This is a genomic window from Neobacillus niacini, from assembly GCF_046591715.1.
Classification (GTDB): Bacteria; Bacillota; Bacilli; order Bacillales; family Cytobacillaceae; genus Neobacillus; species Neobacillus niacini_L.
Map to the genome: position 1 here is coordinate 20,351 of NZ_JAWVNQ010000017.1, position 18,322 is coordinate 38,672.

Genomic DNA, 18,322 nt, shown 5'->3' on the forward strand with positions numbered 1-18,322 from the left:
AGACGAGACGTGAAAAAGATAAGAGAAATTCAGTTATCCTTCAAAGGAAAGTACAATCTTCCTTTATATCCTTGAAATATCAAGGTCACGCTCATCATAACACTCTTTTTGGCTTGGTTCGTAAATTATTAGATTTTATACAGAAAAAGGGCTCAAGAACAAGTTTGTAACTAAACTGTCCAGCGCCCTTGTTGTCTGTTTTCGTTATTAAACTAACTCGATAATTACCATTGGTGCACCATCGCCGCGGCGTGGTCCAAGTTTCATAATACGAGTGTATCCACCTTGACGCTCTGAGTAGCGTGGAGCGATATCAGTGAAAAGTTTTTGTAGTGCATCTGTACCTTTTTCAGCATCAGCAACTTCATTACGAACGTAAGAAGCAGCTTGACGACGAGCATGTAAGTCACCACGTTTACCTAAAGTGATCATTTTCTCAACAGTACCACGAAGTTCCTTCGCGCGAGTTTCTGTTGTTTCAATGCGCTCATTGATAATTAAATCTGTAGTTAAATCACGTAGCATAGCTTTACGCTGTGCACTTGTGCGTCCTAACTTTCTGTATGCCATGAAGGGTTCCCTCCTTTGTTGAAGTCATTAAACGGATTAGTTAAAAATAGAGATGATGTTAATCGTCTTTACGTAAGCCTAACCCAAGCTCTTCTAGTTTAGCCTTCACTTCTTCAAGTGATTTACGGCCTAAGTTACGAACTTTCATCATATCTTCTTCAGTCTTATTAGCTAATTCCTGAACAGTGTTGATTCCAGCACGCTTTAAGCAGTTATATGAACGAACTGATAAATCAAGTTCTTCGATCGTCATTTCAAGGACTTTTTCTTTCTGATCCTCTTCTTTTTCGATCATAATCTCAGCATTTTGAGCTTCATCAGTTAAACCAACAAAGATATTTAAATGCTCGGTTAAAATTTTCGAACCAAGAGCTATAGCTTCCTTTGGCCCTGTGCTTCCATCTGTCCAAACATCAAGCGTTAGCTTATCATAGTTTGTCATTTGACCCACACGAGTATTTTCTATCTGATATGACACACGAGAAACTGGTGTAAAGATAGAATCAATTGGAATAACACCAATTGGCTGATCTTCACGCTTATTTTGCTCAGCAGGAGTGTATCCACGACCACGCTTAGCTGTTAATCGCATGCGAAGATGTCCACTTGAAGCTAATGTAGCAATATGAAGGTCTGGATTTAAAATTTCAACATCACTATCGTGTGTAATGTTTGCAGCTTTAACTGGGCCTTCACCTTGAACATCAATCTCAAGAGTTTTCTCTTCATCAGAGTAGATTTTTAAAGCTAATTTTTTAATGTTTAAAATGATGGATGTTACATCCTCTACGACGCCTTCAATTGTTGAGAACTCATGAAGTACCCCATCGACCTGAATCGATGTAACAGCGGCACCTGGGAGTGAAGATAATAGGATACGACGTAAGGAGTTACCCAAAGTGGTACCATATCCACGCTCAAGTGGTTCTACGACGAACTTTCCGTACTTGGCATCATCGTTGATCTCAACCGTTTCGATTTTTGGTTTTTCTATTTCGATCATCAAATAACCCTCCTTCAAAACGTCGAAACCTCGACTAGTGAATTACCTAATCGAAATTCCCCCATGTATACGTTCCCGTTTTGTGCACAACAACTGGAATAAATCTTCTGTATGAACTACATAATTTAAGTATCATATCCCATTATAGACGCATGATACAAATTCTATACAGAAAAATTAAACACGACGGCGTTTTGGTGGACGGCATCCGTTATGAGGAACTGGAGTAACGTCTTTAATTGCAGTTACTTCAAGACCTGCAGCTTGCAGCGCACGAATAGCAGCCTCACGACCAGCACCTGGTCCTTTAACTGTAACTTCTAGAGTTTTCATACCGTGTTCAATTGATGTCTTAGCAGCAGTTTCAGCAGCCATTTGAGCAGCGAATGGTGTAGATTTACGAGAACCTCTAAATCCAAGCGCACCAGCACTAGACCAAGAAATAGCATTACCATGAACATCAGTAATTGTTACGATTGTATTGTTAAATGTTGAACGGATATGTGCAATACCTGATTCAATATTCTTTTTAACACGACGTTTACGTGTATTAGTTTTACGTGCCATTTAAATAACCTCCTTTGCCGATTACTTCTTCTTGTTCGCAACAGTCTTACGAGGACCTTTGCGTGTACGAGCGTTGTTTTTCGTGTTTTGTCCACGAACCGGTAAACCACGACGATGACGTAATCCGCGGTAGCAGCCAATCTCCATTAAACGCTTAATGTTAAGAGAAATTTCACGGCGAAGGTCACCTTCAACTTTTAATTTGTCGATGATCTCACGGATTTTGTTTAGTTCGTCTTCAGTTAAATCACGCACTCGAGTATCTTCAGAAACACCAGCTTCAGCTAATACTTTTTGTGCAGTATTTTTACCAATACCATAAATGTAAGTTAAAGAGATAACTACACGTTTTTCACGTGGAATATCTACACCAGCAATACGTGCCATAAATGAGCGCACCTCCTTCAAGATTAACCTTGTTTTTGTTTATGTTTAGGGTTTTCACAGATAACCATGACTTTACCGCGTCTACGGATAACTTTGCACTTTTCGCAGATCGGTTTAACAGATGGTCTTACTTTCATTATCCTAACCTCCTTAGTAATACGGAGTGCAAGCAATTATTTAAAGCGGTAAGTAATTCTTCCGCGTGTTAAGTCATATGGAGAAAGCTCGACAGTAACTTTGTCACCCGGAAGGATGCGAATGAAGTGCATTCGGATTTTACCAGAAACATGAGCTAGCACGGTATGACCATTTTCTAATTCTACCTTAAACATTGCATTTGGCAAAGTTTCTAATACTTTACCTTCAATTTCAATTACATCATCTTTGGCCATTAATTCGTCTCCCTTCTCATTTCATCTATTACATTCGAAAATGTAAAGCAAACACTTTTCTTTCGTACAAAACAAATAGCAACCTTTTAATATTAACATAATGTTCTTCTTCTGTCCGCAAGTAAATACTACATTAAATGGAATAATAATTTCCACATGTAAGTCTTGCCCAACTCTCGGTCCTACATACTCAGTACAATAGAAAAGCCATTTACATCCACATACTTTTGAAGTTTATTGAAGAGATGTTCGAGAGTCGACCTACGATTAAACTAATGGCCATTAACGTAAGTCCCTAAGTAATTGCTTGATATCAGCAAATACTTTATTAATGTCCTGCTGTCCATCAATTGTACGAAGGTAACCTTTTGTTTCATAGAAAGTAAGCAATGGTTCTTGTTGTTTGATATTAACGTCTAATCTATTTTGAACAGTTTCAGCATTATCATCAGCACGTTGGTAGAGTTCTCCACCACATTTATCGCATACTCCTTCTTTCGTCGGAGGATTAAATACTAAATGATACGTTGATCCGCATTCTTTACAAATACGACGGCCAGTCAAACGATCCATTAAAATACTTTTATCAACATTTATATTGATTACATAATCAATCTTTTTTTCCAGATCAGATAATAGACTTTCCAATGCTTCTGCTTGAGGTACCGTTCTAGGAAAGCCATCAAGTAAAAAACCATTTTTACAGTCATCTTTACTTAACCGTTCACGAACAATGCCGATTGTTACTTCATCAGGAACAAGTGCGCCTTTGTCCATGAAAGACTTAGCTTCTAAACCTAGTTCTGTTCCTTCTTTCATCGCTGCACGGAACATATCTCCTGTAGAGATATGAGGGATGCCGTATTGTTCGACGATTTGTTCGGCTTGAGTACCTTTTCCGGCACCCGGAAGCCCCATTAATACTAAATTCACACGTGTTCCCCCTCGTGCTATTTATGGTTTCAGGGAACTTAAGTCCCCAAAACCTATTATTTAATAAAGCCTTTATAATGACGTTTAACTAGCTGCGCTTCAAGCTGTTTCATCGTATCAAGTGCAACACCGACAACGATTAGAAGACTTGTTCCACCAATTTGAGCGGATTGCGGTAAATTACCGATTTCGATAAAGACAATTGGCAGTATCGAAATCACCGTTAGGAAGAGCGCGCCAACAAAGGTTAAACGGTATAATACGCGTGTTAAGTATTCCTGTGTACTTTTACCTGGTCTAATTCCTGGAATATAGCCGCTTTGCTTTTGCAAGTTCTCAGCTGCCTGCTCAGGATTAACTTGAATAAAAGCATAAAAATACGTGAAAGCGATAATCAGTGCAGCATATAAAGTCATTCCGATTGGATGGGAATAATCAAATACCCTTGTAATCCAAAGAGTTACATCATTCGTTGGAAAGAAGGAAGCAATTGTTCTTGGAGTTACAATAAAGGAAACTGCAAAGATAACAGGGATAACACCTGCTGCATTTACTTTTAACGGCATATGAGTAGATTGCCCGGCACCTGCGTTACGCCCATTGATTGAACGTTGTTTTGCATATTGAATTGGTATTTTTCTTATCGCTTGTTGGATGAACACTGTTCCCACAACGATTGCAATGACTGCTAAAACAATCAATAAAACCGTAACGATACGCAGGAATAGCTGCTCACCAGCATTTTCAAACTGCTGTACATAGATCTGATTAACGGTATTAGGGATACTAGCAACGATACCTGCAAAGATAATGATGGAAATACCATTTCCAACACCCTTCTCGGTAATTTGCTCACCTAACCACATCAGAAATGCAGTACCAGCAGTTAAAACTACTGCAATTAATAAGTAAGTACCAACTCCAGGATTCTGAATCAATTGCCCGCTCGCCATACTATTAAACCCGTAGGACATACCCAGGGCTTGAATAAAGCCAAGGACAATTGTGAAATATCGAGTAAACTGAGCTAATTTCCGACGTCCAGCATCTCCCTGCTTTGACCATTCCGTAAATTTCGGAACTACATCCATTTGTAAAAGCTGAATAATAATGGAAGCAGTGATGTAAGGCATAATACCCATAGCAAGAATGGAGAAGTTTTGCAACGCTCCACCGCCAAAGGTATTTAAGATCCCAAATACACTTAATTTATCTTGTGCTGCCAAAATTTCAGCATTTACATTAGGAACAGGAATAAAACTGCCTAGTCGAAATACGATTAACATTAAAAGAGTAAAGATTATCTTTCTTCTAATTTCAGCCACGCGCATAAAATTGGAGATTGTACGGAACATTAGATCACCTCAGTAGTTCCACCTACAGCTTCAATTGCTTCTTTGGCGGTAGAGGAGAATTTATGAGCTTTTACAGTAAGTTTTTTCTCTACGTTCCCTTTTGCAAGAATCTTAATTCCTGCTTTTTCGTTCTTAACAACACCAGTTTCAATTAGAAGTTCTGGAGTAACTTCTGTACCCTCTTCAAACTGATTAAGAACATCAAGGTTTACAATTGCGAATTCTTTACGGCTGATATTAGTAAAACCACGTTTTGGCAAACGACGGAATAAAGGTGTTTGACCACCCTCGAAACCTAGACGGACACCACCGCCGGAACGAGCATTTTGACCTTTATGACCTTTACCAGCAGTCTTACCTTGACCAGAACCGATACCGCGTCCTAAACGTTTACGTTCTTTACGAGAACCTTCAGCAGGCTTTAGTTCATGAAGTTTCATATTGGCACCTCCTTATGAAAGAAAACAATTAATTATTGTTCTTTAACTGTTACAAGGTGAGCAACTTTTGTAATCATACCGCGAATAGCAGCATTATCTTGGTGCTCAACTGTTTGATTTAATTTACGTAAACCTAGAGCAGTAACTGTCGCGCGTTGGTCACCAGGGCGACCAATAACGCTCTTGTTGAGGGTAATTAATAGTTTGTTTGCCATTTGATTTCCCTCCTTATCCTAGCAGTTCTTCTACTGATTTACCACGTAACTTTGCTACGTCTTCAGCACGCTTTAATTGTTTTAAACCATCAATCGTTGCACGTACCATATTAATTGGAGTGTTAGTTCCTAGGGATTTAGAAAGGATATCTCCTACCCCGCCTAATTCAAGAACAGCACGGACTGGACCACCAGCAATAACTCCTGTACCTTCAGAAGCAGGCTTTAGAAGAATTTCTCCAGCACCAAATCGTCCAATTACTTGGTGAGGAACTGTAGTTCCAACCATTGGTACTTCGATTAAGTTCTTCTTCGCATCTTCGATTGCTTTACGAATCGCATCTGGTACTTCTTGAGCTTTACCAGTACCGAAACCTACATGACCGTTTTTATCACCAACTACTACTAGAGCAGAGAAGCGAAAACGACGGCCACCCTTAACAACTTTCGCTACACGGTTTACCGTTACAACGCGTTCTTCTAGTTCAAGTTTGTTTGGATCAATACGACGTATCATTATATGTGTCCCTCCTTTGTCTATTAAAATTGTAGGCCGTTTTCACGTGCAGCATCTGCTAACGCTTGAATACGTCCATGGTAAAGGTATCCTCCACGGTCAAATACAACTGCAGTGATTCCTTTTTCTACCGCACGTTTAGCGACTAATTCTCCGACCAACTTAGCAGCTTCAACATTGCTTGTAGATTCAAGGTTAAAATCTTTTTCAATAGTAGAAGCACTTGCTAAAGTTACTCCACTCATATCATCGATTAATTGAGCATAAATATGCTTATTAGAACGAAACACGTTTAAACGTGGACGAGCTGCAGTACCGCTAAGTTTCGCACGAACACGAGCATGTCTCTTCTTGCGACTAGCATTTTTGTCAAGCTTCGTAATCATTTACGTCACTCCTTTCGTTTACCTATGCGGCATTACTTACCAGTTTTACCTTCTTTACGACGAACAAATTCACCTTCGTAACGAATTCCTTTGCCTTTGTACGGCTCTGGAGGACGAACTTGGCGGATATTTGCTGCTAATGCACCAACACGTTCCTTGTCAGTACCTTTGATCGTAATCTTTGTGTTAGCAGGTACTTCTACTTCAAGGCCGCTTTCTGGTTCGATCTCAACTGGGTGAGAATATCCAACGTTCAATACAAGCTTGTTACCTTGCTTCTGAGCACGGTATCCAACCCCGATTAATTCTAATCTTCTTTCGAAGCCCTTAGAAACACCTTCAACCATGTTCGCGATTAACGCACGAGTAGTACCGTGCAATGCGCGATGTTCTTTCACATCAGATGGACGTGTGATTGTTACTAGGTTTTCTTCGATTTTAATTTCGATATCTGGATTAAAAGAGCGAGTAAGTTCGCCTTTTGGTCCTTTAACAGTAACGGTATTGTTATTTAATGTAACCGTAACTCCTGCAGGGATTTCAATAGGTTTTTTTCCTACGCGAGACATTTAGTGCACCTCCATTCATTCGAGAAACTATATTACCAAACGTAAGCTAATACTTCTCCGCCCACTTGTTTAGCACGAGCTTCTTTATCAGTTATAACACCATTTGAAGTTGATACTAGTGCGATACCAAGACCATTAAGGACACGTGGCACCTCATTAGATTTTGCATAAACTCTAAGTCCAGGCTTGCTTATGCGCTTAAGACCAGTGATAACACGTTCGTTATTTGAACCGTACTTTAAGAAAATACGGATAATACCTTGTTTGTTGTCTTCGATAAATTCTACATCACGAACGAAGCCTTCACGCTTTAAGATTTCAGCGATTTCCTTCTTGATATTAGAAGCAGGCACTTCTAACTTTTCGTGACGCACCATATTCGCATTACGAATGCGAGTAAGCATATCAGCAATCGGATCTGTCATGACCATTATTTTTACCTCCTTCCCAGACTTGGGTTTTACCAGCTAGCTTTTTTAACACCAGGAATTTGTCCTTTGTACGCTAATTCGCGGAAACAAATACGACAAAGCTTAAATTTACGGTATACAGAGTGTGGACGGCCACAACGTTCGCAGCGTGTATACTCTTGTACTGCATATTTAGGCGTGCGCTTTTGTTTCGCAATCATTGACTTTTTAGCCACGTTTTCGCCTCCATTATTTAACGATTACTTTTGGAATGGCATTCCAAATTGAGTTAACAGTTCGCGTGCTTCTTCATCAGTGTTAGCAGTCGTTACGATAACAATATCCATACCACGAACCTTGCTTACTTTATCGTAATCAATTTCAGGGAAGATTAATTGTTCTTTAACACCTAATGTGTAGTTACCGCGACCATCGAATGATTTCTTAGAAACACCACGGAAGTCACGAACACGAGGTAAAGAAACAGAAACTAATTTATCCAAGAATTGATACATACGTTCACCGCGAAGTGTAACTTTTGCACCGATCGGCATACCTTCACGAAGACGGAAGCCTGCAATTGATTTCTTAGCACGAGTTACTACAGGCTTTTGTCCTGTAATAGTAGCTAGTTCTTCCACAGCATTATCTAATGCCTTAGCATTTGCTACTGCGTCACCAACACCCATGTTAATAACAATTTTCTCAAGTTGAGGAACTTGCATTACTGATTTATAGTTGAACTTGCTCATAAGAGCAGGTGTAACTTCTTTAACAAATTTTTCTTTTAGGCGGTTCACTTATAGTACCTCCCTTCTAAAATTTAGACTATTTATCTAATACTTCACCGGATTTTGCTACGCGTACCTTTTTGCCATCAACCGTTGTGTAACCTACACGAGTTGGGTTGCCAGACTTAGGGTCGATAGGCATAACGTTTGATACATGAATTGGTGCCTCAAAGCTCATAATTCCGCCTTGTGGATTCACTTGAGAAGGTTTTGAGTGTTTTTTCACGATGTTTACACCTTCTACTAGTACACGGCTATCTTTAGGATAGGCTGCTAGGATTACTCCTGTTTTGCCCTTATCCTTACCGGAGATAACTCTTACTTTGTCACCTTTTTTAACATGCATTCGTAAGCACCTCCTTAAAGGCAATTGAATTTAAATTATAGTACTTCTGGAGCCAAGGAAACGATTTTCATAAAGTTGTTATCGCGAAGTTCACGAGCAACTGGTCCGAAGATACGAGTTCCACGTGGGCTCTTATCATCCTTGATAATTACACATGCGTTTTCATCAAAACGAATGTATGATCCATCAGGTCGGCGAGCACCGCTTTTCGTACGAACGATTACGGCTTTAACAACGTCACCCTTTTTAACAACGCCACCAGGTGTTGCTTGTTTCACTGTACAAACGATAACATCACCGATACCCGCAGTTTTGCGGCCAGAACCACCAAGAACTTTAATGGTAAGTACCTCACGAGCACCAGAGTTATCAGCAACTTTTAAACGTGATTCTTGTTGAATCATGTGTGTAACCTCCCTTCGGAATGATGCTTATCCGAACAATTAAATAATAACTGCTTTTTCTGTAACTTCAACTAAACGGAAACGCTTAGTAGCTGAAAGCGGACGAGTTTCCATGATACGTACGATATCGCCGATTTTCGCTTCATTTTGCTCATCATGAGCCTTGAACTTTTTAGAGTACTTAACGCGTTTACCGTAAAGAGGATGCTTTTTGTAAGTTTCAACTAGTACAGTAATGGTTTTATCCATTTTGTCTGAAACAACGCGTCCAGTGTAAACTTTGCGTTGATTACGTTCACTCATTATGTGAACCTCCTCTCAATTATTACTTGTTAACGCTGATTTCTCTCTCACGAATCACAGTTTTCATGCGAGCAATCGCTTTACGTACTTCACGAATGCGAGCTGTATTTTCAAGTTGACCAGTCGCTAGTTGGAAGCGAAGGTTGAAAAGCTCTTCTTTTAAAGATTTAACTTTTTGTTCAATTTCGGCAGTGGTAAGGTCTTTAATTTCATTAGCTCTCATTTGATTCACCACCAATTTCTTCACGTTTTACAAACTTACATTTAACTGGAAGTTTGTGCATAGCAAGACGCAGTGCTTCACGTGCTACTTCTTCAGAAACACCAGCGATTTCAAACATAACTTTTCCTGGTTTAACAACAGCTACCCAACCTTCAGGCGCCCCTTTACCAGAACCCATCCGCACCTCTAGAGGTTTTGCAGTATAAGGCTTATGTGGGAAAATTTTAATCCAAACTTTACCGCCACGTTTCATGTAACGAGTCATTGCAATACGGGCAGATTCGATTTGGCGGTTTGTGATCCAAGATGCTTCAGTTGCTTGTAAGCCGAACTCACCGAAAGTTACTTCAGTTCCGCCTTTTGCGTTACCACGCATTTTTCCACGGTGTTGACGGCGATATTTAACGCGTTTTGGCAATAACATATTATTTGCCTCCTTCCGCAGATTTCTTCTTAGTAGGAAGGACTTCTCCCTTATAGATCCATACTTTTATGCCAAGCTTACCATAAGTAGTATCTGCTTCAGCATGAGCATAGTCAATATCAGCACGAAGTGTGTGAAGTGGAACAGTTCCTTCGCTGTAGTGTTCAGAACGAGCGATATCTGCACCGCCTAGACGACCTGATACCATTGTTTTAATACCTTTAGCGCCTGCACGCATTGCACGTTGGATTGCTTGTTTTTGTGCACGACGGAAAGATACACGGTTTTCTAATTGACGAGCAATATTTTCAGCTACTAGTTTCGCATCAACGTCAGCTCTCTTGATTTCAAGGATATTGATGTGAACTCTTTTGCCAGTTAATTGATTTAAAGCTTTACGAAGTGCTTCAACTTCAGTACCGCCTTTACCGATAACCATTCCAGGCTTAGCAGTATGAACTGTTACATTCACACGGTTAGCAGCACGTTCGATTTCAACTTTAGATACAGAAGCATCCTTCAAACGCTTCGTGATGTACTCACGAATTTTAAGGTCTTCGTGTAAAAGATCAGCGAAGTCTTTACCTGCGTACCATTTAGATTCCCAATCTTTGATGATACCGATACGCAAACCGACTGGATTTACTTTTTGACCCACAGATTATCCCTCCTTCTTTTCTGATAGAACGATTGTGATGTGGCTAGTGCGCTTGTTAATTTGGCTAGCACGGCCCATTGCGCGTGGACGGAAACGTTTCAACGTTGGTCCTTCATCTACAAAAGCTTGAGTTACTACCAAGCTATTAACGTCCATTTCATAATTGTGCTCGGCATTTGCCATAGCAGATTTTAATACTTTTTCAACGATTGGAGAAGCAAACTTTGGAGTGTGATTTAAAATCGACACCGCTTCACCAACTTGCTTTCCTCGAATTAAATCTACGACTAAACGTGCTTTACGAGGAGCAATACGAACTGTTCTTGCAACAGCTTTAGCTTGCATTTCTTTGCCCTCCTCTCTTAACGTCTGGTTTTCTTATCATCATTACCATGGCCTTTGTAAGCACGTGTTGGAGCGAATTCTCCAAGCTTGTGTCCTACCATGTCTTCAGTAACATATACAGGCACATGTTTGCGACCATCATAAACAGCTATAGTGTGGCCAATAAATTGTGGGAAGATCGTAGAACGACGTGACCAAGTTTTTACAACTTGCTTACCTTCAGTTTCATTTAACTTTTCGATCTTAACCATTAAATGATCATCAACAAATGGTCCTTTTTTTAGGCTGCGACCCATGGATGAACCTCCCTTCGTGATTGTTCTACGGCTCGTTCTTTGAACCGTAGTTCAACCCCGTTATTTTTTACGACGACGTACAATAAACTTGTCGGATTTGTTCTTTTTCTTACGAGTTTTGAATCCAAGAGTTGGTTTACCCCATGGAGACATAGGTGATTTACGTCCGATTGGTGAACGTCCTTCACCACCACCGTGTGGGTGATCGTTAGGGTTCATTACAGATCCTCGTACTGTTGGGCGTTTGCCTAACCAGCGAGAGCGTCCTGCTTTACCGATGTTGATAAGTTCGTGCTGCTCATTACCTACTTGACCGATTGTTGCACGGCACTCAGCAAGAATCATTCGAACTTCACCAGAATTTAAACGTACTAATACGTATTTACCTTCTTTACCTAGAACCTGAGCTGATGTACCAGCTGAACGTACTAATTGTCCGCCTTTACCAGGTTTTAATTCAATGTTGTGTACCACAGTACCAACAGGGATATTTGCTAGTGGTAATGCATTTCCTACCTTAATATCTGCCTCAGGGCCGGACATTACTTCCATACCTACTACTAGGTTTTTAGGAGCTAGGATATAACGCTTTTCACCATCTACATAATTGATTAGTGCAATGTTTGCGGAACGGTTTGGATCGTACTCGATAGTGGCAACGCGTCCAGGAATGCCATCTTTGTTACGTTTAAAGTCAATGATACGGTATGAACGCTTATGGCCGCCACCTTGATGACGAACAGTTAACTTACCTTGGTTATTACGGCCGCCTTTTCTCTTTAATGGAGCTAATAGAGATTTTTCTGGAGTGCTAGTTGTGATTTCAGCGAAATCAGAAACTGTCATTCCGCGACGACCATTAGAGGTAGGTTTGTACTTTTTAATCGCCATTTTATTCCCTCCTCTTCTTGTTAGTTTTTATTATGCTTCAAAGAATTCGATTTCTTTGCTATCAGCAGTTAGTTTTACAATTGCTTTACGACGTTTGTTTGTGTAACCACCGAATTTACCCATGCGCTTGAATTTACCTTTATAGTTCATGATGTTAACTTTTTCAACTTCTACGCCAAAGATTTCAACAATTGCATCTTTAACTTGAGTTTTGTTAGCTCTCACATCAACTTCAAATGTATATTTCTTTTCAGCCATTAGGTCAGTAGAACGTTCAGTGATAACGGGGCGCTTAATGATATCGCGTGCATCCATTATGCAAGCACCTCCTCTACTTTTTCAACCGCTGCTTTAGTCATGATCAACTTGTCATGATTTACAACGTCTAACACGTTGATTCCATCAGCTGTTACTACTGTTACACCAGGAATATTACGAGCAGATAATGCTACGTTTTCATCAAGGTCAGCAGTTACGATAAGTGCTTTCTTCTCAACAGAAAGTCCACCTAACACTGTTTTGAAATCCTTTGTTTTTGGAGCATCGAAAGCTAGGCTTTCTAATACTAATACATTTTCTTCTAAAACTTTAGAAGAAAGTGCAGATTTAATCGCTAAGCGACGTACTTTTTTAGGTAATTTGTAGCTGTAGCTGCGTGGTGTTGGACCGAATACAGTACCACCTCCGCGCCATTGTGGAGAACGGATTGACCCTTGACGAGCACGACCTGTTCCTTTTTGACGCCATGGTTTACGTCCACCGCCGCGTACTTCAGAACGAACTTTTACTTTATGAGTTCCTTGACGTAAAGAAGCTCTTTGCATAACAATCGCTTCGAATAACACGTGTTGGTTAGGCTCGATACCAAATACTGATTCATTAAGTTCGATTTCACCAACTTGTGATCCGTTTTGGTTAAATAATGAAACTTTAGGCATTCTTTTGCTCCTCCTTTCTTATGAAGATATTACGCTTTTACCGCACTTTTAATCTTTAATAAACCTTTTTTAGGTCCTGGAACGTTACCTTTAATTAATAGTAAGTTACGTTCAACATCTACCTTAATGATTTCAAGATTTTGAACAGTAATTTGTTCTCCACCCATACGTCCTGGTAATAATTTACCTTTGAATACGCGGTTTGGAGCAACAGGTCCCATTGAACCTGGACGACGGTGATAACGTGAACCGTGAGCCATTGGGCCGCGTGATTGTCCGTGGCGCTTGATTACACCTTGGAAACCTTTACCCTTTGAGATTCCTGTAACATCTACTACATCGCCTGCAGCGAAAATATCAACTTTGACTTCTTGACCAACTTCATATCCTGTTACGTCTGCTCCGCGGAATTCGCGAACGAAGCGCTTAGGATTAGTGTTTGCTTTAGCAACATGCCCTTTTTCTGGTTTGTTAGCTAACTTTTCACGCTTATCTTCAAAACCAACTTGAACAGCTTCGTAACCGTCGCTTTCGATTGATTTCTTTTGAAGAACTACGTTTTGAGCTGCTTCAACTACAGTAACTGGAATTAAGTTGCCGTTTTCTGCAAATACTTGAGTCATACCAATCTTTCTTCCTAAGATTCCTTTGGTCATTTAAGTCACACCTCCTATGGAATTTGTTCATTTATTTTTACTAAAGTTTAATTTCGATATCAACACCAGATGGTAAGTCTAAACGCATTAACGCATCAACTGTTTGTGGAGTTGGGTTAACGATGTCGATTAGACGCTTATGTGTTCTCATTTCGAACTGTTCACGAGAATCTTTGTATTTATGCACCGCACGTAGGATTGTGTACACTGATTTTTCAGTCGGTAGTGGAATCGGACCAGAAACGGCTGCACCTGAACGCTTTGCTGTTTCAACGATTTTTTCTGCTGACTGATCAAGAATTCTGTGATCATAAGCTTTTAAACGGATACGAATCTTTTGTTTTGCCATTATTTTCCCTCCTTTATTCGCCTATTTTAAAAATAGACATTCTCAGTGAAAATTTCCCACACACTCGCCATGGCAAAGCGGCCGGGTGTGTCAGCAACCTTTCACATCATCGCAGTCAAAGACCAACATTGTCTATTATACATAAAACATTAGGCGAACGCAACATATTTTATTAATTTCTTTTTTGTTACGTCCAGCACACTTTTATTATTATAGCGACCAGTCTATACAATTACAATAGAAAATATTATTCTCCAGAAATAACCTATAATATCGCTTTATTAACTGAAAATTATATGAGTTCTATTATATAGAAGAAACACGGAAAAGCGGAAGCGCCTTGACCAGGGGCGACAGGCAAAAGACGAGCCGGCGAGAAGGTCGTTCTTTACCTTCTTGCCGGATCGGCTTATGACCCGAGCCCCTAGGCGCTGCAGCTAGACAGTTATCTAAGTTCCGAACGTAAAAAAAGCAGGAGGATCGTAATCCCCCTGCTTTCTAATATAACTGAATTTAATTATTCAGTGATAGTTGTGATTGAACCTGAACCTACAGTACGTCCGCCTTCACGGATAGAGAACTTAGTACCTTCTTCGATTGCAACTGGAGCGATAAGCTCAACAGTCATTTCGATGTGGTCACCAGGCATAACCATTTCTACGCCTTCTGGAAGATTACAAATACCAGTAATGTCAGAAGTACGGAAATAGAATTGTGGACGGTAGTTTGAGAAGAATGGAGTGTGACGTCCACCTTCTTCTTTTGATAAAACGTAAACTTGTGCTTTAAACTTTGTGTGTGGAGTGATTGATTTTGGCTTAGCCAAAACTTGTCCACGCTCGATTTCTTCACGTGCTACACCACGAAGAAGTGCACCGATGTTGTCTCCAGCTTCAGCAAAGTCAAGAAGCTTACGGAACATTTCTACACCTGTTACAGTAGTAGATTTTGGTTCTTCAGTGAAACCTACGATTTCAACTACGTCACCAACTCTTACTACACCACGCTCAACACGTCCTGTAGCAACTGTTCCACGACCTGTGATTGAGAATACATCCTCAACTGGCATCATGAAAGGCTTATCAGTGTCACGAGTTGGTTGTGGAATCCACTCATCAACAGCAGCCATAAGTTCAAAGATTTTTTCTTCCCATGCTGCGTCGCCTTCTAAAGCTTTAAGAGCAGAACCTTTGATAACTGGAGTGTCATCGCCAGGGAAATCGTATTCGCTTAATAGGTCACGAATTTCCATTTCTACTAATTCAAGAAGTTCTTCGTCATCAACCATGTCACACTTGTTCATGAATACAACAAGGTAAGGTACACCTACTTGGCGAGAAAGAAGAATGTGCTCACGAGTTTGTGGCATTGGACCATCAGTTGCAGAAACAACTAGGATACCGCCGTCCATTTGAGCTGCACCAGTGATCATGTTCTTAACATAGTCAGCGTGTCCTGGGCAGTCAACGTGTGCGTAGTGACGGTTGTCAGTTTCATACTCAACGTGTGCAGTTGAGATTGTGATTCCACGCTCTTTTTCTTCTGGAGCACCATCAATTTGATCATATGCACGAGCTTCTGCTTTACCAGACTTAGCTAGTACAGAAGTGATTGCAGCTGTTAAAGTTGTTTTACCGTGGTCAACGTGACCAATTGTACCAATGTTAACGTGTGGCTTTGAACGGTCGAATTTAGCTTTACCCATTAGGATAATCCTCCTTTAATATATGAAAGTTAAGTATATTTTAGGAAACTGTAAACTGGGGTTGTCCCAATTTCACAGTTTCCATTGTTACATAAGTAGTTATACTTTATTAAAAGGTGAAAATCAATTATTCACCTTTATTTTTTTTGATAATTTCTTCAGAAACTGATTTTGGTACTTCTTCATAGTGATCAAAGTGCATAGAGAATACTCCACGACCTTGTGTGCTAGAACGAAGTGCAGTTGCATAACCAAACATTTCTGAAAGTGGAACTTGTGCACGAACTACCTGTGCATTACCACGAGCTTCCATACCTTCAACGCGTCCACGACGTGCAGTAATTTGGCCCATAATATCTCCTAGGTACTCTTCAGGGATTACAACTTCAACCCTCATCATAGGCTCTAGGATAACAGGCTTACATTTTGACGCCGCGTTTTTAAGTGCCATTGAAGCAGCAATCTTAAACGCCATTTCAGATGAGTCAACATCATGGTAAGATCCATCAAATAATCTTGCTTTAATATCAACTAGAGGGTAACCAGCAAGTACTCCGCGTTCTAACGCATCTTCAAGACCCGCTTGAACAGCTGGAATGTATTCACGTGGTACTACCCCACCAACGATACCATTTTCAAATTCGAAACCTTTACCTTCTTCGTTCGGTGCAAACTCAATCCAAACGTGTCCATACTGTCCACGTCCACCAGATTGACGAGCAAACTTACCTTCAACTTGTGCAGAAGCACGGAAAGTTTCACGGTAAGCAACCTGTGGAGCACCAACGTTTGCTTCAACCTTAAATTCACGACGCATACGGTCAACAATAATATCAAGGTGAAGTTCCCCCATACCAGCGATAATTACTTGTCCAGTTTCCTGGTCAGTATGCGCACGGAATGTTGGATCTTCTTCTTGAAGTTTTTGTAGTGCAGTTGTCATTTTATCTTGGTCAGCTTTAGATTTAGGTTCAACAGAAAGTTGGATTACTGGCTCTGGGAATTGCATAGACTCTAGGATAACAAGGTTCTTGTCATCACATAAAGTATCACCAGTAGTAGTATCTTTTAGACCTACAGCAGCAGCGATGTCACCAGCAAAAACCTTAGAGATTTCTTGACGGCTGTTTGCGTGCATTTGCAGGATACGTCCGATACGTTCACGCTTGCCTTTAGTTGAGTTCTGAACATATGATCCAGACTCTAAAGTACCAGAGTAAACACGGAAGAACGTTAATTTACCAACGTAAGGGTCAGTCATAACTTTAAACGCAAGAGCTGAGAATGGCTCTTCGTCACTTGAATGACGTTCAATAACTTCTTCTTCATCATCAATTGCATGACCTTTAATTGCAGGTACATCAAGTGGAGACGGAAGATAATCAATAACTGCGTCTAACATTAACTGAACACCTTTGTTTTTGAATGCTGATCCACAAATTACAGGATAGAATTCAACATTAACAGTACCTTTACGAATAGCTGCTTTTAGCTCTTCTTTAGTGATTTCTTCACCGCCAAGGTATTTTTCCATTAATTCTTCATCTAATTCTGCTACTGCTTCAACTAGCTTTTCACGCCATTCTTCAGCAAGCGGAAGATGTTCTTCAGGAATGTCACGTACTTCAATATCAGTACCTAAGTCATTACCGTAGAATACTGCGTTCATTTCAACAAGGTCAATGATTGCAGAAAATTCATCTTCAGCACCGATTGGCAGCTGAATTGGGTGGGCATTCGCTTGCAGGCGGTCATGTATTGTTCTTACAGAATACAAGAAGTCTGCACCGATTTTGTCCATTTTGTTTACAAATACTACACGTGGTACACCGTAAGTTGTTGCTTGACGCCAAACTGTTTCAGTTTGAGGTTCAACACCAGACTGTGCATCAAGTACCGCTACTGCACCATCAAGTACACGAAGGGAACGTTCTACTTCAACTGTGAAGTCTACGTGTCCTGGTGTATCGATGATGTTTACGCGATGACCTTTCCAAGATGCAGTTGTTGCTGCGGAAGTAATTGTAATTCCGCGTTCTTGTTCTTGCTCCATCCAGTCCATCTGAGAAGCACCTTCATGTGTTTCACCGATTTTATGAATCTTACCAGTGTAATAAAGTACGCGCTCAGTGGTCGTCGTTTTACCGGCATCGATGTGTGCCATGATGCCGATATTACGAGTGTTTTCTAAGGAGAACTCTCTTGCCATGGGTCTTTCTCCTTCCTAGTATGAAAGTTTTTATGTTAAA

31 protein-coding genes are annotated in these 18,322 nt (G+C 40.4%); all 31 read right to left on the minus strand.

Going from position 1 to position 18,322, the window contains the following annotated elements:
* Positions 1-207 precede the first annotated feature (207 nt).
* The 31 genes from rplQ to fusA all read right to left on the minus strand — a co-directional run bounded on the left by rplQ (position 208) and on the right by fusA (position 18,282).
* Positions 208-570 carry a 50S ribosomal protein L17 gene (gene rplQ / locus SFC47_RS23105; protein ID WP_045516505.1) on the minus strand — a complete coding sequence of 121 codons (363 nt, stop codon included), beginning with the start codon at positions 568-570 and terminating at the stop codon, positions 208-210.
* Between the two features lie 58 nt (positions 571-628).
* Entirely contained in the window at positions 629-1,573 is a 945-nt protein-coding gene (locus tag SFC47_RS23110; RefSeq protein WP_034676137.1) for a DNA-directed RNA polymerase subunit alpha, read from the minus strand.
* 177 nt (positions 1,574-1,750) lie between these two features.
* Positions 1,751-2,140 (minus strand): 30S ribosomal protein S11, encoded by a 390-nt coding sequence (gene rpsK, locus SFC47_RS23115; protein ID WP_024027886.1) that lies wholly within the window; start codon positions 2,138-2,140, stop codon positions 1,751-1,753.
* 21 nt (positions 2,141-2,161) lie between these two features.
* The gene (gene rpsM / locus SFC47_RS23120) at positions 2,162-2,527 is read right to left on the minus strand and encodes a 30S ribosomal protein S13 (protein ID WP_090833491.1); all 366 of its coding nucleotides are present in this window, start codon (positions 2,525-2,527) and stop codon (positions 2,162-2,164) included.
* A 23-nt stretch (positions 2,528-2,550) separates the two neighbouring features.
* On the minus strand, positions 2,551-2,664 hold the full coding sequence (gene rpmJ, locus SFC47_RS23125) for a 50S ribosomal protein L36 (RefSeq protein WP_000868344.1): 114 nt from the start codon (positions 2,662-2,664) through the stop codon (positions 2,551-2,553).
* A 36-nt stretch (positions 2,665-2,700) separates the two neighbouring features.
* Positions 2,701-2,919, minus strand: coding sequence for a translation initiation factor IF-1 (infA, locus tag SFC47_RS23130; protein WP_034676129.1), 219 nt, complete (start codon positions 2,917-2,919; stop codon positions 2,701-2,703).
* A gap of 282 nt (positions 2,920-3,201) precedes the next feature.
* Positions 3,202-3,852 (minus strand): adenylate kinase, encoded by a 651-nt coding sequence (locus tag SFC47_RS23135; protein ID WP_411256924.1) that lies wholly within the window; start codon positions 3,850-3,852, stop codon positions 3,202-3,204.
* Between the two features lie 56 nt (positions 3,853-3,908).
* Positions 3,909-5,207, minus strand: coding sequence for a preprotein translocase subunit SecY (gene secY / locus SFC47_RS23140; RefSeq protein ID WP_411256925.1), 1,299 nt, complete (start codon positions 5,205-5,207; stop codon positions 3,909-3,911).
* Positions 5,207-5,647 carry a 50S ribosomal protein L15 gene (gene rplO / locus SFC47_RS23145; RefSeq protein ID WP_045516516.1) on the minus strand — a complete coding sequence of 147 codons (441 nt, stop codon included), beginning with the start codon at positions 5,645-5,647 and terminating at the stop codon, positions 5,207-5,209. The genes secY and rplO overlap by 1 nt, the downstream gene beginning before the upstream one ends.
* A gap of 32 nt (positions 5,648-5,679) precedes the next feature.
* Positions 5,680-5,862 carry a 50S ribosomal protein L30 gene (gene rpmD, locus SFC47_RS23150; RefSeq protein ID WP_090767659.1) on the minus strand — a complete coding sequence of 61 codons (183 nt, stop codon included), beginning with the start codon at positions 5,860-5,862 and terminating at the stop codon, positions 5,680-5,682.
* A 13-nt stretch (positions 5,863-5,875) separates the two neighbouring features.
* Positions 5,876-6,376, minus strand: coding sequence for a 30S ribosomal protein S5 (rpsE, locus tag SFC47_RS23155; protein WP_081954368.1), 501 nt, complete (start codon positions 6,374-6,376; stop codon positions 5,876-5,878).
* Between the two features lie 26 nt (positions 6,377-6,402).
* Positions 6,403-6,765, minus strand: a complete 363-nt coding sequence (gene rplR, locus SFC47_RS23160; RefSeq protein WP_411256926.1) for a 50S ribosomal protein L18 — start codon at positions 6,763-6,765, stop codon at positions 6,403-6,405.
* A gap of 32 nt (positions 6,766-6,797) precedes the next feature.
* Positions 6,798-7,334: a 50S ribosomal protein L6 gene (gene rplF, locus SFC47_RS23165; protein ID WP_411256927.1), complete on the minus strand. Its 537-nt coding sequence runs from the start codon at positions 7,332-7,334 to the stop codon at positions 6,798-6,800.
* 32 nt (positions 7,335-7,366) lie between these two features.
* Positions 7,367-7,765 (minus strand): 30S ribosomal protein S8, encoded by a 399-nt coding sequence (gene rpsH, locus SFC47_RS23170; protein ID WP_411256928.1) that lies wholly within the window; start codon positions 7,763-7,765, stop codon positions 7,367-7,369.
* 29 nt (positions 7,766-7,794) lie between these two features.
* A complete protein-coding gene (locus SFC47_RS23175; protein ID WP_034676107.1) occupies positions 7,795-7,980 on the minus strand; it encodes a type Z 30S ribosomal protein S14 in 186 nt (61 codons plus the stop codon).
* Positions 7,981-8,004: 24 nt separating this feature from the next.
* Positions 8,005-8,544, minus strand: coding sequence for a 50S ribosomal protein L5 (gene rplE, locus SFC47_RS23180; protein WP_411256929.1), 540 nt, complete (start codon positions 8,542-8,544; stop codon positions 8,005-8,007).
* Between the two features lie 28 nt (positions 8,545-8,572).
* Positions 8,573-8,881, minus strand: coding sequence for a 50S ribosomal protein L24 (gene rplX / locus SFC47_RS23185; RefSeq protein ID WP_179161257.1), 309 nt, complete (start codon positions 8,879-8,881; stop codon positions 8,573-8,575).
* Between the two features lie 35 nt (positions 8,882-8,916).
* Positions 8,917-9,285 (minus strand): 50S ribosomal protein L14, encoded by a 369-nt coding sequence (gene rplN, locus SFC47_RS23190; protein ID WP_034676100.1) that lies wholly within the window; start codon positions 9,283-9,285, stop codon positions 8,917-8,919.
* A 39-nt stretch (positions 9,286-9,324) separates the two neighbouring features.
* Positions 9,325-9,588 carry a 30S ribosomal protein S17 gene (gene rpsQ / locus SFC47_RS23195; RefSeq protein ID WP_034676097.1) on the minus strand — a complete coding sequence of 88 codons (264 nt, stop codon included), beginning with the start codon at positions 9,586-9,588 and terminating at the stop codon, positions 9,325-9,327.
* A 22-nt stretch (positions 9,589-9,610) separates the two neighbouring features.
* Positions 9,611-9,811: a 50S ribosomal protein L29 gene (rpmC, locus tag SFC47_RS23200; protein WP_034676094.1), complete on the minus strand. Its 201-nt coding sequence runs from the start codon at positions 9,809-9,811 to the stop codon at positions 9,611-9,613.
* On the minus strand, positions 9,801-10,235 hold the full coding sequence (gene rplP, locus SFC47_RS23205; protein WP_411256930.1) for a 50S ribosomal protein L16: 435 nt from the start codon (positions 10,233-10,235) through the stop codon (positions 9,801-9,803). Before rplP ends, rpmC begins: the two co-directional genes overlap by 11 nt.
* A gap of 1 nt (position 10,236) precedes the next feature.
* Positions 10,237-10,893, minus strand: a complete 657-nt coding sequence (gene rpsC / locus SFC47_RS23210) for a 30S ribosomal protein S3 (RefSeq protein ID WP_411256931.1) — start codon at positions 10,891-10,893, stop codon at positions 10,237-10,239.
* A 3-nt stretch (positions 10,894-10,896) separates the two neighbouring features.
* The gene (rplV, locus tag SFC47_RS23215; RefSeq protein ID WP_034676086.1) at positions 10,897-11,238 is read right to left on the minus strand and encodes a 50S ribosomal protein L22; all 342 of its coding nucleotides are present in this window, start codon (positions 11,236-11,238) and stop codon (positions 10,897-10,899) included.
* A 17-nt stretch (positions 11,239-11,255) separates the two neighbouring features.
* The gene (gene rpsS, locus SFC47_RS23220; RefSeq protein WP_026574091.1) at positions 11,256-11,534 is read right to left on the minus strand and encodes a 30S ribosomal protein S19; all 279 of its coding nucleotides are present in this window, start codon (positions 11,532-11,534) and stop codon (positions 11,256-11,258) included.
* A 60-nt stretch (positions 11,535-11,594) separates the two neighbouring features.
* Positions 11,595-12,425: a 50S ribosomal protein L2 gene (gene rplB, locus SFC47_RS23225; protein ID WP_034676082.1), complete on the minus strand. Its 831-nt coding sequence runs from the start codon at positions 12,423-12,425 to the stop codon at positions 11,595-11,597.
* A 30-nt stretch (positions 12,426-12,455) separates the two neighbouring features.
* Positions 12,456-12,740 carry a 50S ribosomal protein L23 gene (rplW, locus tag SFC47_RS23230; RefSeq protein WP_034676080.1) on the minus strand — a complete coding sequence of 95 codons (285 nt, stop codon included), beginning with the start codon at positions 12,738-12,740 and terminating at the stop codon, positions 12,456-12,458.
* A complete protein-coding gene (rplD, locus tag SFC47_RS23235) occupies positions 12,740-13,363 on the minus strand; it encodes a 50S ribosomal protein L4 (protein ID WP_179161260.1) in 624 nt (207 codons plus the stop codon). Before rplD ends, rplW begins: the two co-directional genes overlap by 1 nt.
* Before the next feature lie 29 nt (positions 13,364-13,392).
* Entirely contained in the window at positions 13,393-14,019 is a 627-nt protein-coding gene (rplC, locus tag SFC47_RS23240) for a 50S ribosomal protein L3 (protein ID WP_411256932.1), read from the minus strand.
* A gap of 40 nt (positions 14,020-14,059) precedes the next feature.
* On the minus strand, positions 14,060-14,368 hold the full coding sequence (gene rpsJ / locus SFC47_RS23245; RefSeq protein WP_007085291.1) for a 30S ribosomal protein S10: 309 nt from the start codon (positions 14,366-14,368) through the stop codon (positions 14,060-14,062).
* A gap of 517 nt (positions 14,369-14,885) precedes the next feature.
* Positions 14,886-16,073, minus strand: coding sequence for an elongation factor Tu (gene tuf / locus SFC47_RS23250; protein WP_411256933.1), 1,188 nt, complete (start codon positions 16,071-16,073; stop codon positions 14,886-14,888).
* Between the two features lie 127 nt (positions 16,074-16,200).
* Positions 16,201-18,282 (minus strand): elongation factor G, encoded by a 2,082-nt coding sequence (gene fusA, locus SFC47_RS23255; RefSeq protein WP_411256934.1) that lies wholly within the window; start codon positions 18,280-18,282, stop codon positions 16,201-16,203.
* Positions 18,283-18,322: the final 40 nt, after the last annotated feature.

Coding starts and splice junctions, on each gene's coding strand:
- rpmJ (WP_000868344.1), bottom strand. CDS start 2,664: ATGAAAGTAAGACCATCTGTTAAACCGATCTGCGAAAAGTGCAAAGTT.
- secY (WP_411256925.1), bottom strand. CDS start 5,207: ATGTTCCGTACAATCTCCAATTTTATGCGCGTGGCTGAAATTAGAAGA.
- rplN (WP_034676100.1), bottom strand. CDS start 9,285: ATGATTCAACAAGAATCACGTTTAAAAGTTGCTGATAACTCTGGTGCT.
- rplP (WP_411256930.1), bottom strand. CDS start 10,235: ATGTTATTGCCAAAACGCGTTAAATATCGCCGTCAACACCGTGGAAAA.
- rplX (WP_179161257.1), bottom strand. CDS start 8,881: ATGCATGTTAAAAAAGGTGACAAAGTAAGAGTTATCTCCGGTAAGGAT.
- rplQ (WP_045516505.1), bottom strand. CDS start 570: ATGGCATACAGAAAGTTAGGACGCACAAGTGCACAGCGTAAAGCTATG.
- rplC (WP_411256932.1), bottom strand. CDS start 14,019: ATGACCAAAGGAATCTTAGGAAGAAAGATTGGTATGACTCAAGTATTT.
- infA (WP_034676129.1), bottom strand. CDS start 2,919: ATGGCCAAAGATGATGTAATTGAAATTGAAGGTAAAGTATTAGAAACT.
- rplO (WP_045516516.1), bottom strand. CDS start 5,647: ATGAAACTTCATGAACTAAAGCCTGCTGAAGGTTCTCGTAAAGAACGT.
- rplD (WP_179161260.1), bottom strand. CDS start 13,363: ATGCCTAAAGTTTCATTATTTAACCAAAACGGATCACAAGTTGGTGAA.
- rpsK (WP_024027886.1), bottom strand. CDS start 2,140: ATGGCACGTAAAACTAATACACGTAAACGTCGTGTTAAAAAGAATATT.
- rpsS (WP_026574091.1), bottom strand. CDS start 11,534: ATGGGTCGCAGCCTAAAAAAAGGACCATTTGTTGATGATCATTTAATG.
- rpsJ (WP_007085291.1), bottom strand. CDS start 14,368: ATGGCAAAACAAAAGATTCGTATCCGTTTAAAAGCTTATGATCACAGA.
- rplV (WP_034676086.1), bottom strand. CDS start 11,238: ATGCAAGCTAAAGCTGTTGCAAGAACAGTTCGTATTGCTCCTCGTAAA.
- rplR (WP_411256926.1), bottom strand. CDS start 6,765: ATGATTACGAAGCTTGACAAAAATGCTAGTCGCAAGAAGAGACATGCT.
- SFC47_RS23110 (WP_034676137.1), bottom strand. CDS start 1,573: ATGATCGAAATAGAAAAACCAAAAATCGAAACGGTTGAGATCAACGAT.
- rplB (WP_034676082.1), bottom strand. CDS start 12,425: ATGGCGATTAAAAAGTACAAACCTACCTCTAATGGTCGTCGCGGAATG.
- fusA (WP_411256934.1), bottom strand. CDS start 18,282: ATGGCAAGAGAGTTCTCCTTAGAAAACACTCGTAATATCGGCATCATG.
- rpsQ (WP_034676097.1), bottom strand. CDS start 9,588: ATGAGTGAACGTAATCAACGCAAAGTTTACACTGGACGCGTTGTTTCA.
- rpsM (WP_090833491.1), bottom strand. CDS start 2,527: ATGGCACGTATTGCTGGTGTAGATATTCCACGTGAAAAACGTGTAGTT.
- rplF (WP_411256927.1), bottom strand. CDS start 7,334: ATGTCTCGCGTAGGAAAAAAACCTATTGAAATCCCTGCAGGAGTTACG.
- rpmC (WP_034676094.1), bottom strand. CDS start 9,811: ATGAGAGCTAATGAAATTAAAGACCTTACCACTGCCGAAATTGAACAA.
- tuf (WP_411256933.1), bottom strand. CDS start 16,073: ATGGGTAAAGCTAAATTCGACCGTTCAAAGCCACACGTTAACATTGGT.
- rpmD (WP_090767659.1), bottom strand. CDS start 5,862: ATGGCAAACAAACTATTAATTACCCTCAACAAGAGCGTTATTGGTCGC.
- rplW (WP_034676080.1), bottom strand. CDS start 12,740: ATGGATGCACGCGATATCATTAAGCGCCCCGTTATCACTGAACGTTCT.
- rpsH (WP_411256928.1), bottom strand. CDS start 7,765: ATGGTCATGACAGATCCGATTGCTGATATGCTTACTCGCATTCGTAAT.